Origin of the sequence: Streptomyces guryensis (genome assembly GCF_021261325.1) — a bacterium.
GTDB lineage: Bacteria > Actinomycetota > Actinomycetes > Streptomycetales > Streptomycetaceae > Streptomyces > Streptomyces guryensis.
Genome location: NZ_JAJSBI010000005.1, coordinates 21,064 through 34,351 on the forward strand (window position 1 = coordinate 21,064; position 13,288 = coordinate 34,351).

At 70.8% G+C, this 13,288-nt stretch carries 9 protein-coding genes and 1 pseudogene; 2 read left to right on the plus strand and 8 right to left on the minus strand.

What is annotated here, in order from left to right:
• Positions 1–92 precede the first annotated feature (92 nt).
• The 7 genes and pseudogenes from LJ657_RS11960 to rhaI all read right to left on the minus strand — a co-directional run.
• Positions 93–313 (minus strand): annotated as a pseudogene (locus LJ657_RS11960) (ATP-binding cassette domain-containing protein); the annotation flags it as partial.
• 98 nt (positions 314–411) lie between these two features.
• Positions 412–1,056 carry a LutC/YkgG family protein gene (locus LJ657_RS11965; protein ID WP_232648446.1) on the minus strand — a complete coding sequence of 215 codons (645 nt, stop codon included), beginning with the start codon at positions 1,054–1,056 and terminating at the stop codon, positions 412–414.
• On the minus strand, positions 1,053–2,531 hold the full coding sequence (locus LJ657_RS11970) for a lactate utilization protein B (protein WP_232648447.1): 1,479 nt from the start codon (positions 2,529–2,531) through the stop codon (positions 1,053–1,055). Before LJ657_RS11970 ends, LJ657_RS11965 begins: the two co-directional genes overlap by 4 nt.
• Positions 2,528–3,283 carry a (Fe-S)-binding protein gene (locus LJ657_RS11975; RefSeq protein WP_232648448.1) on the minus strand — a complete coding sequence of 252 codons (756 nt, stop codon included), beginning with the start codon at positions 3,281–3,283 and terminating at the stop codon, positions 2,528–2,530. Before LJ657_RS11975 ends, LJ657_RS11970 begins: the two co-directional genes overlap by 4 nt.
• A 71-nt stretch (positions 3,284–3,354) precedes the next feature.
• Positions 3,355–4,803, minus strand: coding sequence for a rhamnulokinase (locus LJ657_RS11980; protein WP_232648449.1), 1,449 nt, complete (start codon positions 4,801–4,803; stop codon positions 3,355–3,357).
• On the minus strand, positions 4,800–6,839 hold the full coding sequence (locus LJ657_RS11985; protein WP_232648450.1) for a bifunctional aldolase/short-chain dehydrogenase: 2,040 nt from the start codon (positions 6,837–6,839) through the stop codon (positions 4,800–4,802). Before LJ657_RS11985 ends, LJ657_RS11980 begins: the two co-directional genes overlap by 4 nt.
• 67 nt (positions 6,840–6,906) lie before the next feature.
• On the minus strand, positions 6,907–8,067 hold the full coding sequence (gene rhaI / locus LJ657_RS11990) for an L-rhamnose isomerase (protein WP_232648451.1): 1,161 nt from the start codon (positions 8,065–8,067) through the stop codon (positions 6,907–6,909).
• A gap of 260 nt (positions 8,068–8,327) precedes the next feature.
• Here rhaI and LJ657_RS11995 point away from each other — a divergent pair, with 260 nt between their 5' ends.
• Positions 8,328–9,626, plus strand: a complete 1,299-nt coding sequence (locus LJ657_RS11995) for an MFS transporter (protein WP_232648452.1) — start codon at positions 8,328–8,330, stop codon at positions 9,624–9,626.
• Complete coding sequence (locus tag LJ657_RS12000) at positions 9,626–12,259, plus strand: family 78 glycoside hydrolase catalytic domain (RefSeq protein ID WP_232648453.1); 2,634 nt, start codon at positions 9,626–9,628, stop codon at positions 12,257–12,259. Before LJ657_RS11995 ends, LJ657_RS12000 begins: the two co-directional genes overlap by 1 nt.
• Before the next feature lie 15 nt (positions 12,260–12,274).
• On the opposite strand, the gene LJ657_RS12005 is transcribed toward LJ657_RS12000, so the two are convergent.
• Positions 12,275–13,150, minus strand: coding sequence for an NAD(P)H-binding protein (locus LJ657_RS12005; RefSeq protein WP_232648454.1), 876 nt, complete (start codon positions 13,148–13,150; stop codon positions 12,275–12,277).
• Positions 13,151–13,288 lie beyond the last annotated feature (138 nt).

The following is a 13,288-nucleotide window of genomic DNA, read 5'->3' on the forward strand; positions in this document are numbered from 1 at the left end:
CGGCCTCGTGTCCTGGTGCGACGAGCGGTGGGTCCTCGGAATCCTGGGCCGCAACTCGACGACCAAGCCGGCAGCAGACTCAGCGCCTTCTGCCGCACCGGCTCGACTCCGGCGATGTCCTCGCCGTTCACGAGGATCCGCCCCGAGGCCGGCTCGATCAGCTGGTTGACCATCATCATGGTCGTCGTCCTGCCGCAGCGGGAGGGGCCCGCCGGCGTGACGAGCTCGCCCTGCGGACCCCTCGAAGCCCAGGTCGTCCACCGCCGTCGTACCGCCCCGGATACCCCTTGGTGACCTGCTCGAACCGGATCATGCCCTCACGCCGACGGCGCGGCCGGTGCTCCGACCGTCAGCGGGCCCCGGCGGTGGGTGAGCGGCCGGCCGGGCTTCCGGCAGGGACGGGCCGCTGACTCACCCGCTCACCAGCACCACCTCCAGGGTGCGCGGCCCGTGCACCCCTTCGACCCGGTCCAGCTCGATGTCGCTGGTCGCCGACGGGCCGGAGATCCACGTCAACGGGCGGACCGGGTCGAGGCGTTCGAGAGCCTGGGGCACGGACGACACGACCTGCTCGGGGACCCGTACGACACAGATGTGGTGGTCGGGGACGAGGGTGATGCGACGGCGGCCCTGGTCGGGGCCCCCGTCGAGGACGATGGTGCCCGTCTCGGCCACGGCCACCGCACACCCGGTGACCACGCTCTCGACCTGGTCCAGCTCATGCGGGGTGCTCTCGGCACGATCCGGAACCCGCTCGGCGTCCGTCCCCCCGAGCCACTCCTCGTTCGGTCCGGCCGGCACCAGCACCGTCTTCGAGCCCCGCTCGGCGAGCAACCGGCCGATCACCGCCGCCAGTTCGGCCGCCGTGCAGCGATGCACGATCGCCCGGTAGTCCGCCAGGTTCTCGGCCAGCAGATCCACCGTCTGCGCGACACTCCGCTCCCCGTGCTCACGCACATAGTCGCGCGAAACAGCCTGCTCGTACGGCGTGTCGTCCTGCGGTACGTCCGCGAGCGCGCGCCGTACCCGGCCCAGGATCCGTTCCCTGCTGCTCACTTCGCGCCTCCCTTGCCACCCTGCGTGCGCTGCCACCAGTCGCGGAACGGTTCCGCCGGCACCGGCGGAAGATCCCGGCTGCCGCTCCACGCCTTGCCCGGCCCGGGCAGTGTGCGCGGATGAAGGCGGCGCGTGCGGGAAGCCAGCCGCTGACCCGTGCGCAGGGCCCCCGGACGGGTGAACGCCCAGCGGGCCGCGCGCATCGCCGCCCGCTCGGCCGCATGTCCCTTCGCGGGCTGCAGCACCACCTTGTTGCCCTCGCGGGTCACCGGCCCGCCCTCCACGACACGCTCCCGCAGATGAACCAGGACCTCCGGGATGTCGATGGCGACCGGGCACACCTCGTAGCAGGCGCCGCACAGCGACGACGCGTACGGCAGCGAGGCGTCGATCTCGCTTGCGGTGCCCCGCAGTTGAGGGCTGAGGATCGCGCCGATCGGGCCCGGGTAGACCGAACCGTAGGCGTGCCCGCCGGCCCGCTCGTACACCGGGCAGACGTTCAGACAGGCCGAGCAGCGGATACAGCGCAGCGCCTGGCGGCCGACCTCGTCGGCGAGGGTGTCGGTGCGGCCGTTGTCGAGCAGCACCAGGTGGAAGGTGCGCGGTCCGTCGCCGTCCGTGGTGCCGGTCCACGTCGAGGTGTAGGGGTTCATGCGCTCGGCGGTGGAGGAGCGGGGCAGGGTCTGCAGGAACACCTCCAGGTCCCGCCAGGCCGGCACGATCTTCTCGATGCCGACGACCGAGATCAGCGTCTCGGGCAGGGTCAGACACATCCGCCCGTTGCCCTCGGACTCGACGACCACCAGGGTGCCGGTCTCGGCGACCATGAAGTTGGCGCCGGAGATCCCGACCTTGGCGCGCAGGAACTTCTCCCGCAGGTGCAGCCGGGCCGCCTCGGCGAGCTCGGCGGGCGTGTCGGTCAGGCCGTCGGGGGCCGGGCGGCCCCACTCACTCATCTCATGCTCGAAGATGTCCCGGATCTCGCCGCGGTTGCGGTGGATCGCCGGGACCAGGATGTGCGAGGGCCGGTCCTTGCCCAACTGCACGATCAGTTCGGCGAGATCCGTCTCGTAGGCACGGATGCCCTCGGCTTCGAGCGCTTCGTTGAGGCCGATCTCCTGCGTGGCCATCGACTTGACCTTGACGACCTCCGACTCGCCGGTCGCCTTCACCAGGCCGGCCACGATCCGGTTGGCCTCGTCGGCGTCGGAGGCCCAGTGCACGATGCCGCCGGCGGCCGTGACCGACGCCTCCAGCTGCTCCAGGTACCGGTCCAGATGGCGCAGCGTATGGTCCTTGATCCGCTTGCCCGCCTCCCGCAGCGCCGCCCAGTCGGTCAGCTCCGCCACGGCCGTCGCCCGCTTGGCGCGGATGGTGTGCGTCGCGTGCCGCAGATTGCCGCGCAGCGTCGGATTGTTGACCGCCTCGTGCGCGGCCTTGGGAAAGGCCGGCATCCCCACGAACGTCCCGCTCATACGGCCGGCTCCTCCTCCGTGCTCGCCAGGATCTCCGCGATGTGCACCGGCCGCATTCCGCTGCTGAGCCGCGTCATCGTCCCGCCGATGTGCATCAGACAGGAGTTGTCGGCCGCGCACAGCACCTCCGCGCCGGTCGACTCGGCGTTGCGCACCTTGTCCGCGCCCATCGCCGCCGAGACGTCGGCGTTCTTCAGGGCGAAAGTGCCGCCGAAGCCACAACACTCCTCGGCACCCGGCAGCTCGACCAGCTCCAGGCCCTTCACCGCCTGGAGCAGCCGGCGCGGGCGGTCGCCGAGCCCCAGGCCGCGCAGCCCGTGACAGGTCGGGTGGTAGGTCACCTGGTGCGGGTAGTACGCGCCGACGTCCGTCACCCCGAGCACGTCCACCAGGAACTCGGTGAGCTCGTACGTCTTCGGGACGACAGGAGCCAATGTCGCCGCGAGCGAGTCCCCGCGCCCCTCGGCCCGCGCCCGCTCACCCATCCGCGGATAAAGCTCCCGCACCATCGCCCCGCAGGACCCGGACGGCGTCACGATCGCCTCGTACTCCCCGAAAACATCGGAGAAATGTCGGGCCAGCGGCTCCGCCTCATGTCGATACCCAGTGTTGTAGTGCGCCTGCCCGCAGCAGGTCTGTGCCATCGGGAAATCGACCTCGACACCCAGCCTGGTCAGCAGTTTTACCACGGCGCGCCCGGTCTCCGGATAGAGCGTGTCGTTGACACAGGTCAGGAACAGGGCGACACGCATCGCAGCTCCTCGTGATCGGTCATCGGATGAGTGAAGCGTAGCCGGGGGACGGCGCGTGGGGGAGACCCCCCTCACCTTCCGGTGAGCCGGGCCTGCGCCTCACGCCACCGGGCGGTGTCGCCCCGCGGCTCGTAGCGGGTGAGCGGCTGGGTGCGCGTGAGCAGGTGCCGTCCGCTCGCGAGGTCGCCCACCAGTCCGTGCGCCCGGGCCTGGACCAGCACGTTCCCCAGCGCCGCCGCCTCCGTCGGACCGGCCACCACGGGCAGTCCGCACGCGTCGGCGGTCAGCTGGCACAGCAGCGCGTTGCGGGTACCGCCGCCGACGACATGCACGACGTCCACCGGATGCCCGGCCAGCCGCTGGGCGTCCTCGATCGCCCGGCGGTGGGCCAGGGCGAGCGAGTCGAGAATGCAGCGCGTGATCTCCGCGGGGGATGCGGGCACCGGCTGCCCCGAGGCGCGGCACGCCTCGGCGATCCGTTCCGGCATCCGCCCCGGCGCCAGGAACGCCGCATCCCCCGCATCCACCACCGACCGCAGGGCCGGCGCGTTGGCGGCCTCCAGCAGCAGCGAGCCCAACTCCGGCTCGCCCCAGGCCCGTACGCACTCCTGGAGCAGCCACAACCCCATGATGTTGCGCAGATACCGGACCGAGCCGTCCAGCCCCAGCTCGTTGGTGAAGTTCGCGGCCCGGCTCTCCTCGGTCAGCACGGGCGCGTCCAGCTCCAGACCGGCCAGTGACCAGGTACCGGTGCAGATGTACGCGAACCGCTCACCGTCGGCCGGTACGGCGGCCACCGCGGACGCCGTGTCGTGCGAGCCGACCGCCGTCACCGGCACCGGCCCCCTCAGCCCGGTCTCCTCCAGCACCTCCGGCCGCAGCACACCCGCCGGATCCCCGGGCTGCCGCAGCGGCGCGAACAGGCCCAGGTCGACGCCCAGCCGGGAGGCGACCTCGTGCGACCACCCCCGGGTGCGGGGATCGATCAGCTGCGTCGTCGAGGCGTTGGTGAGCTCGGTGCCCTGCTCACCCGTGAGCCAGTAGGACATCAGGTCCGGGATGAGCAACAACCGCTCGGCATGGCCCAGTTGGGCCGTCCCCCGCGCCGCCACCAACTGGTACAGCGTGTTGAAGGGCGCGTACTGCAAGCCGGTCGCCGCGTACAGCTGCTCGGCGGGCACGGTCGCCCACACCTTCTCCGCGACGCCCTCCGTGCGGGCGTCCCGGTAGTGCACCGGATTGCCCAGCAGCGCCCCGTCGGCGTCCAGCAGCCCGTAGTCCACGGCCCAGCTGTCGATGCCGACGGAATCGACCTGCCCCGCCGCCTTCAGTCCGTCCAGGACACCCCCGTACAGGGAGAGGATGTCCCACCGCAGTCCCTCGGGCACCCGTACGGGCCGGTTGGGGAAGCGGTGCGCCTCGGTCAGCTCCAGGCTGTCGGGGCCGACGCGGCCGACCATGACGCGCCCGCTGGACGCGCCGAGGTCGACCGCGGCGTACGACTTCACGAGCGCGCTCACCGCAGGAAGGCGGCCGCGACGCCGGCGTCGACCGGGACATGCAGCCCCGTGGTGTGGGTCAGCTCGCCCCCGGTCAGTGCGAACACGGCGTTCGCGACATGCTCCGGCAGCACCTCCCGCTTGAGGATGGTCCGCTGGGCGTAGAACTCGCCCAGCTTCTCCTCCGGCACCCCGTACACGGCGGCCCGCTGTGCACCCCAACCGCCCGCGAAGATCCCGGAGCCGCGTACGACACCGTCGGGGTTGACGCCGTTGACCCGGATGCCGTGCTCGCCCAACTCGGCGGCCAGCAGCCGTACTTGATGAGCCTGGTCGGCCTTGGTCGCCGAGTAGGCGATGTTGTTGGGCCCGGCGAAGACGGCGTTCTTGGAGGCGATGTAGACGATGTCGCCGCCCAACTCCTGCGCGATCATCACTCGGGCCGCCTCCCTCGAAACCAGGAAGGAACCACGGGCCATGATGTCGTGCTGCAGATCCCAGTCCCTGGCCGAAGTCTCCAGCAGTGGCTTGGAGATGGAGATCCCGGCGTTGTTGACCACCAGATCGACCCCGCCGAAGGCGAGAACGGCCGCCTTGAAGGCCGCGGCGATCTGCTCCTCGTCCGTCACGTCCACGGCAACGGAGACGGCCTTGTCCGGACCACCCAGCTCCTCGGCGACGGCTGCCGCGTTGTCCGCATTGAGATCGGCGACGACGACACAGGCCCCCTCCCCGACCAGCCGCTCCGCGATGGCCTTGCCGATCCCGCTGCCCGCGCCCGTGACGAGCGCGACCCGCGTGGCGAGCGGCTTCGGCTTCGGCATCCGCTGAAGCTTGGCCTCCTCCAGCGCCCAGTACTCGATCCGGAACTTCTCCGACTCCTCGATCGGCGCATACGTCGATACGGCCTCGGCGCCGCGCATCACGTTGATGGCGTTGACGTAGAACTCGCCGGCCACCCGCGCGGTCTGCTTGTCCTTGCCGAAGCTGAACATGCCCACCCCCGGTACCAGCACGATCGCCGGGTCGGCGCCGCGCATGGCGGGGGAGTCGGGCAGAGCGTGCCGCTGGTAGTAGGCGGCGTACTCCTCGCGGTACTCGCCGTGCAGCTCCTTCAGCCGCGCGATCGCCTCCTCAAGGGGAGCGGCCGGCGGCAGATCGAGCACCAGCGGCCGGACCTTCGTCCGCAGGAAGTGGTCGGGGCAGGATGTCCCGAGCGCGGCGAGCCGCGGATGCTCGGCACGCGCCAGGAACTCCAGCACGACGTCGGAGTCGTTGAAGTGCCCGACCTGCGGCTTGTCCTGAGAGGCGACGGCCCGCACATACGGCGCCAAGGCCGCCGCACGCTCCCGACGCTCGGCCTCGGGCAGCGCCTCGTGGCCCTCGACCACCGGCCCGAAGGGCTCCGGCTTCCCCCGCTCGGCCAGGAACGCCTCGGCGGTCCGGATGATGTGCAGCGAGTTCCGCTCGCACTCCTCGGACGTGGCACCCCAGGCAGTGATGCCATGGCCCCCCAGTACACACCCGATGGCCTGCGGATTGGCCTCCTTGACCGCCGCGATGTCCAGCCCCAACTGGAATCCGGGCCGCCGCCACGGCACCCACACCACCGTGTCGCCGAAGCACTCGGCTGTCAGCTTCTCCCCGTCGGCGGCGCAGGCGAGCGCGATCCCGGAGTCGGGGTGCAGGTGGTCGACATGCGCGGCGTCGACCAGCCCGTGCATCGCGGTGTCGATGGAGGGGGCGGCACCTCCCTTGCCGTGCAGGCAGTAGTCGAACGCGGCGACCATCTCGTCCTCGCGCTCGACACCCGGATAGACCCCTTGCAGGGCCCGCAACCGGTCCAGCCGCAACGCGGCGAGCCCGGCCTCGGTGAGCGTGCCGAGGTCACCACCGGACCCCTTGACCCACATCAACTCGACGTCATCGCCGGTCACGGGGTCGGTGTCGGTGCCCTTCGCCGAGGCGTTACCGCCGGCGTAGTTGGTGTTGCGGGGGTCGCGGCCGAGCCGATGGGACCGGGCCAGGAGGGCGGCGGCTTCGGGGTGGGGTGCCATGAGCGGGTCTCTTCCTTGTGTCGTCGGAACGTTGCGGGTGTACGAGGGGCGGGCAGGCGGCGCAGCCCTACGCGCCCCAGCCGGCTTGGGTGCCGCCGACACGCTCGGCGGTGATGTGCTGCTGCCAACCGGAGCGGCGGTAGGCGGCGATCGGGTCGGGGTCGAGCCCCATCTCCTCGCGGACTTCGGCGAGCAGCGGGCGTACGTCGGTGTTGTACGCATCCATCAGCACGGCATTGGCTTCCAGCACATCCCCCTCACGCTGAGCCACCGCAAGCGCCTCCCGGTCCACGAGGAGTGCCTTCGCCGTGGCTTCCTGGACGTTCATGACGGAGCGGATGATGGCGGGGATCTTGGCTTCGATGTTGTGGCACTGGTCGAGCATGAAGGCGATGTCGGAGGTGTAGCCGCCGCCGCGGACGACTTCGTACATGATGCGGAAGAGCTGGAAGGGGTCGGCGGCGCCGACCATGAGGTCGTCGTCGGCGTAGAAGCGGGAGTTGAAGTCGAAGCCGCCGAGTTTGTTCTCCCGCAGCAGGGTGGCGACGATGAACTCGATGTTGGTGCCGGGTGCGTGGTGTCCGGTGTCGACGACGACCTGTGCCTTCTCGCCGAGCTTGAGGCAGTGGGCGTAGGCGGTGCCCCAGTCGGGAACATCCGTCGCGTAGAACGCCGGCTCGAAGAACTTGTACTCCAGCAGCATCCGCTGCCCGTCCCCGAGCCGCTGGTAGACCTCGGCCAGGCCTTCGGCGAGCCGGTCCTGCCGCCCCCGGAGGTCGTCCTGCCCGGGGTAGTTGGTGCCGTCGGCGAACCACAGTTTCAGGTCCCGGGAGCCGGTGGCGTCCATGATGTCGACGCACTCCAGCAGATGGTCCAGCGCCTTTCGCCGTACCCCCGCGTCCGGGTGGCAGATGCTGCCCAGCTTGTAGTCGTCGTCCTGGAACGTGTTGGAGTTGATCGCGCCCAGCTTCACGCCGTGGTCCTGGGCGTACTTCGCCAGGGCGCTGTAGTCGTCCACCCTGTCCCAGGGAATGTGCAGCGCGACGGTCGGCGCCACGCCGGTGAACGCGTGCACCTGCGCCGCGTCCGCCAGCTTCTCCTGCGGGTCGCGCGGCACGCCCTGCTGGGCGAACACCTTGAAGCGCGTACCGGAGTTGCCGTACGCCCATGACGGTGTCTCGATCTTCTGCGCCGCGAGTGCTGCCTTCACGGCGGACTGGTCTGGCATGACCACCTCTGAACACTGTTTGAATCGTTTCAGGGAACCTAGTCCCACTGGTGGGACGCCGTCAAGACGTCAGGGTGCTCACCCTGGGGCGTTCATGAAAGTGCGGGGATTCGTTGCCGGAACCCTTGACGAGCCGCCGTCGTGGGATCACGATGCCGTGAAACGTTTCACGGCTCCTTTCAGGGTTGGTTACACGTGTCACAACCCCATGGCGCAACCGGCCCTCCGTCCCCGAACTCCCCCTCCGAAAGGCCGCCTCGATGAGCAACGACGCCATCTCCAGCAGGCCCGCCAAACCCCGGGTGACCCGCTCCCAGTGGCGCCTCGCCGTCCTCTCCGGCATGGCTTCCTACCTGGACTCGGGCATCATCGTTTCCTCCGGCCTGTCACTGGGCCTGTGGCAGAGCCGCTTCCATCTGTCCTCGTGGGGCCTCGGCGCGCTGAGCGCGGCGCTGACCTTCTCCATCGCCGCCGGCTCGCTGGTCGGCGGCCGCCTCGCCGACCGCTTCGGCCGGAGGCGCGTGTACGGGATCGACATCGTCGTCTACGCCGTCGGCGCCGCCCTGCTGGTCTTCGCGCCCACCACCACATTCCTCTTCGCCGGCATGATCATCGGCGGGCTCGCGGCCGGAGCCGACCTGCCGACCTCGCTCGCCATGGTCTCCGAGCACTCCCCACGCTCGGTACGCGGCCGACTGATCGGCGCGACACAGACCATGTGGGTCGTCGGCATCACGGCCGCGATCGTCATCGGCTTCGGCACTTCCACGCTCGGCTACCTCTCCGCTCAGCTCCTCTTCGCCCACCTCGCCGTCGTGGCCCTGGTCGGCTGGGTGCTGCGCAACCGCATGCGGCTGTCTCCCGTGCCGGAGGAGGGCGAGCACGGCGGCGGTCGCGAGGGCGTCGACGCACGGGCGCTACGCCGCCTCGGCGCGAAGCCCGTCCTCGTCCCGCTCCTGGCGACGGGCGGCTTCTACCTCGCCTGGAACCTCGCCGCCAACACCATGGGCCAGTACGGCACGTACTTCCTGACCACGGTCAGCGGTGCCTCCCAGACCCTCGCCACGGGCATGAGCCTGGCCGGCCTCCCGATCGGACTGGTCTGCTCGCTCGCCTTCGTCCGGCTGGCCGACACCCCCTGGCGCGACCGGCTGTTCTACGTCTGCGCGGCGCTCCAGGTGCTTGCCTTCGCCGTGGCAGCGGCGACCGGTGGTGCCGTGATCGCGGCGATGGTGTTCTTCCTGCTCCTTTACAACGTCGTCAACCAGTTCGCCGGCGAGGCCAATTACAAGATCTGGTCCCAGGAGGCATTCCCCGAGGAACTGCGCGCCACCACCCAGGGACTGACCTACGGGCTCAGCCGCGCCCTGTGCGGTCTCGCCGGGCTGGTCACCCCGACCCTGATGGCGGCCAGCGGTTCGGCCGTCCTGTGGATCACAACGGGGTGTGTGGCCGTGTCCGGTCTGATCGGAGTGTGGGTCGTCCGCAGCATTGCTCCGCAGGGGCGGGGCGCGTCGGCAGGGACCACATCCGCCGTCCGTGCGAAGGAAGCGATCTGATGCGAGTCACCGCACCCGTCCCGGAACACCACCGAGAGCCGCTCGGCATCGGCGAGTCCCGCCCCCGCCTGAGCTGGCGCACCGAGACGGACACACCGGACTGGACACAGAAGGCGTACCGGCTCGAGATCACCGGCGCCGACGGCACCGTCCTCACCGACTCCGGGCGCGTCGAGAGCGCCGACTCGGTGCTGGTGGCCTGGCCGGGCGAGGCGCTCGGCTCCCGCAGCCGGATCGGGGTGCGCGTCCGGGTGTGGGGCGAGGACGGCGAGCCGTCCCCCTGGTCGCCGCTCACCTGGGCGGAAACGGGACTGCTCGCCCGTATCGACTGGACCGCCCGGCCCGTCACGCCCGACCGCGAAACTGCCGACGTCCCGCTTCCGGTGGCGCTGCTGCACCGCACCTTCACCCTCGACAAGGCGGTCACGTCGGCCCGCCTGTACCTCACCGCGTACGGCGTGTACGAGGCCGAGATCAACGGCCACCGCGTCGGCGACCACGTCCTCGCCCCCGGCTGGACCTCGTACCGCCATCGGCTGCGCTACCAGACCTTCGACATCACCGACCTGCTGCGCGAGGGCGACAACGCGATCGGCGCGCTCCTCGGCGAGGGCTGGTACACGGGCCGACTCGGCTTCCACGGCGGCCGGCGCCATCTCTACGGCGACCGCCGCGCGCTCCTCGCCCAGCTGGAGGTCACCCACCCCGACGGCACCGTCACCACCGTCGGCACCGACGAGTCATGGCGCGCCACGGCAGGCCCGATCCTGCGCTCCGAGCTCTACGACGGCGAGGCGTACGACGCGCGTCTGGCCCGCCCCGGCTGGTCCGAACCGGGCCACGACACCTCGGACTGGTCACCCGTCACGGAACTCCCGCTCCCCGAGGCCGAGTTGGTGGCCCCGACCGGCCCGCCCGTGCGCCGCACGCAGACCCTCACCCCCGTCGACGTCCTCACCACACCCTCCGGCAGGACGGTTCTCGACTTCGGGCAGAACCTGGTCGGGCGCCTGCGCATCCGTGTGTCGGGCCAGGCCGGACACACCGTCACCCTGCGGCACGCGGAGGTACTGGAGCACGGCGAACTCGGCGTACGGCCCCTGCGTCTAGCCGCCGCCACCGACACGTACACCCTCTGCGGCGTGGGCGAGGAGACGTACGAGCCCCGCTTCACCTTCCACGGCTTCCGCTACGCCGAAATCGGGAACTGGCCCGGCGAGTTGGACCCGGCCGCAGTCGAAGCGGTCGTCCTGCACACGGACATGACCCGCACGGGATGGTTCGAGTCCTCGCACGAGCTGGTGAACCGCCTGCACGAGAACGTCGTCTGGGGCATGCGCGGCAACTTCCTCGACATCCCCACCGACTGCCCCCAGCGCGACGAACGCCTCGGCTGGACCGGAGACATCCAGGTCTTCGCCCCCACCGCCTCCTTCCTCTACGACTGTTCGGGCATGCTGGGCGGCTGGCTGCGCGACCTCGCGGCCGAACAACTCGCCCGCGCGGACGGCACGCCCCTGCTGGTCGTGCCCGACGTCCTGCCCTCAGGCTTCGGCGGCACCCCGCACGCGGTGTGGGCGGACGTCGCCGTGCTGCTGCCGTGGACGCTGTACCGCCGATTCGGCGACCTGGAGGTGCTGCGCACCCAGTACCCGAGCATGCGTGCCTGGGTGGAGACCGCCGCCCGCCTCACCGAGGAGGGCGGGGGCCTGTGGCGGCAGGACTTCCAACTGGGTGACTGGCTCGACCCGGCCGCCCCGCCGGACGCTCCCGGAGACGCCCGTACGGACGGCGATCTCGTCGCCAACGCGTACGTCGCCCGCTCGGCCGACGTCCTCGCCGAGACGGCACGGCTGCTGGGGGAGAAGGACCACGCCGCACGGTACGAGGAACTCGCGCGGTCGGTGCGGGTGGCGTTCGCCGAGGAGTTCCTCACCCCGGGCGGGCGGACGTCGAGCGACGCGCAGACCGCGTACGCGCTCGCTCTGTGCTTCGCGCTGCTGCCGACGGAACGTCAACGACGGGGCGCCGCGGAGCGGTTGGCCCACATCGTGCGCAAGGCGGGTTTCCGCATCGCCACCGGATTCGCCGGTACACCACTGGTCTGCGACGCCCTGTGCGCGGGCGGGGAAGCGCAACTGGCGTACCGGATGCTCCTGGAGAAGGGCTGCCCGTCCTGGCTGTACCCCGTGAGCATGGGGGCGACGACCGTGTGGGAACGCTGGGACTCGATGCTGCCCGACGGGAGCATCAACCCGGGCGAGATGACCTCCTTCAACCACTACGCCCTCGGTGCCGTCGCCGACTGGCTGCACCGCACGGTCGCCGGCCTCGAAGCCGCCGAACCGGGCTGGCGCCGGCTGCGCATCGCGCCCGTTCCAGGCGGGGACCTCACCTTCGCGAAGGCCGCACACGACACGCCGTACGGCCGTGCCGAGGCGGGCTGGCGGATCGAGGACGGCACGCTCGTGGTGGAGGCGCTCGTCCCGCCGAACACCCGAGCCGAGGTCGAACTCCCCGGTGACGACGAGCCGTTCGAGGTCGGCTCGGGTCGCCGTACCTTCCGGCGGCCGTACACCGCACCCGCGTGGCCGCCGGCCGCGGTCCGGAATCCGTTCGACGGCCCGGAGTGACCGCGGGGGAGGCGCTCAGGCCAGGACGGCCGGCCTGAGTACCTCCTCGCACCACTGGCGGAACGTGGTCGGGCCGGGCGAGGCGACGCGGTGGTCCTCGTCGTAGGCGTCCTTGATCTGGGCCAGGGCCATGTCGACCAGGCCCTGCGCCCATGCCTCGCTCGCGCCGTGCTCCAGCATCGTCGCCCGGTAGGTGTCGACGGGCAGCTGCTGATACCGGACGGGACGCCCCAGCACCTCGGAGAGGACCTGTGCCATGCCGTCGAAGGAGAGGGCGTCGGGGCTGACCACGGGTACCCCCTCCTGACCGCTCCACGACCGGTCGAGCAGGAGTTCCGTGGCCTTGGCCGCGATGTCCCGGGTCGCGACGGACGCGACGACGCGGTCGCCGGGCTGCGGCCAGTAGAACGCGCCCTGGTCCCTGATCGCGGCCACCTGCCACAGCAGGTTCTCCATGAAGGCCGGCGGCTGCAGCGCCCGGTAGTGCACACCGGTGTCCATGATCATCCGGTCCTTGGCCAGCGACGCCGACAGCTGCCCGGCGTTCTTCTCGATTCCGCGGCCCATGGTCGACACGGCGACGACCCGCTCGACGCCCCGGGCGGCGATGGCCTGGCAGGCTGATCGCGTGTAGTCGACGTAGTGGCCTTCGACGTTCTCCGCTCGCGGGTCCGGCGGCACCACCCAGAACACGGCGTCCGCGCCCGCGAAGGCATCCATGACCACATCGAGGTGGCGGTGCGACCCCTGGACGACCTCGACACGGTCCCGCACATGTGCGGGAAGCCGGGCGGGATCGCGGACGATCACGCGGACCGGCTCCTCGCCGTCGAGGAGACCGTCGACGAGCTGTCGGCCGATCTGACCGGTGGGAGTGGTGATGACAAGCATGAAGAAGCTCCAAGGGGGCTCGCTGGAAAGGCGGTTGACATCCTTCGGCCGCTGGATGGACCAGTTGGACGGGCCGGCTGGACGGGCCGGGGAACCGCATGCCTCGATCCTGCGCTGCGCCCCTGCGAGACGGAAGGA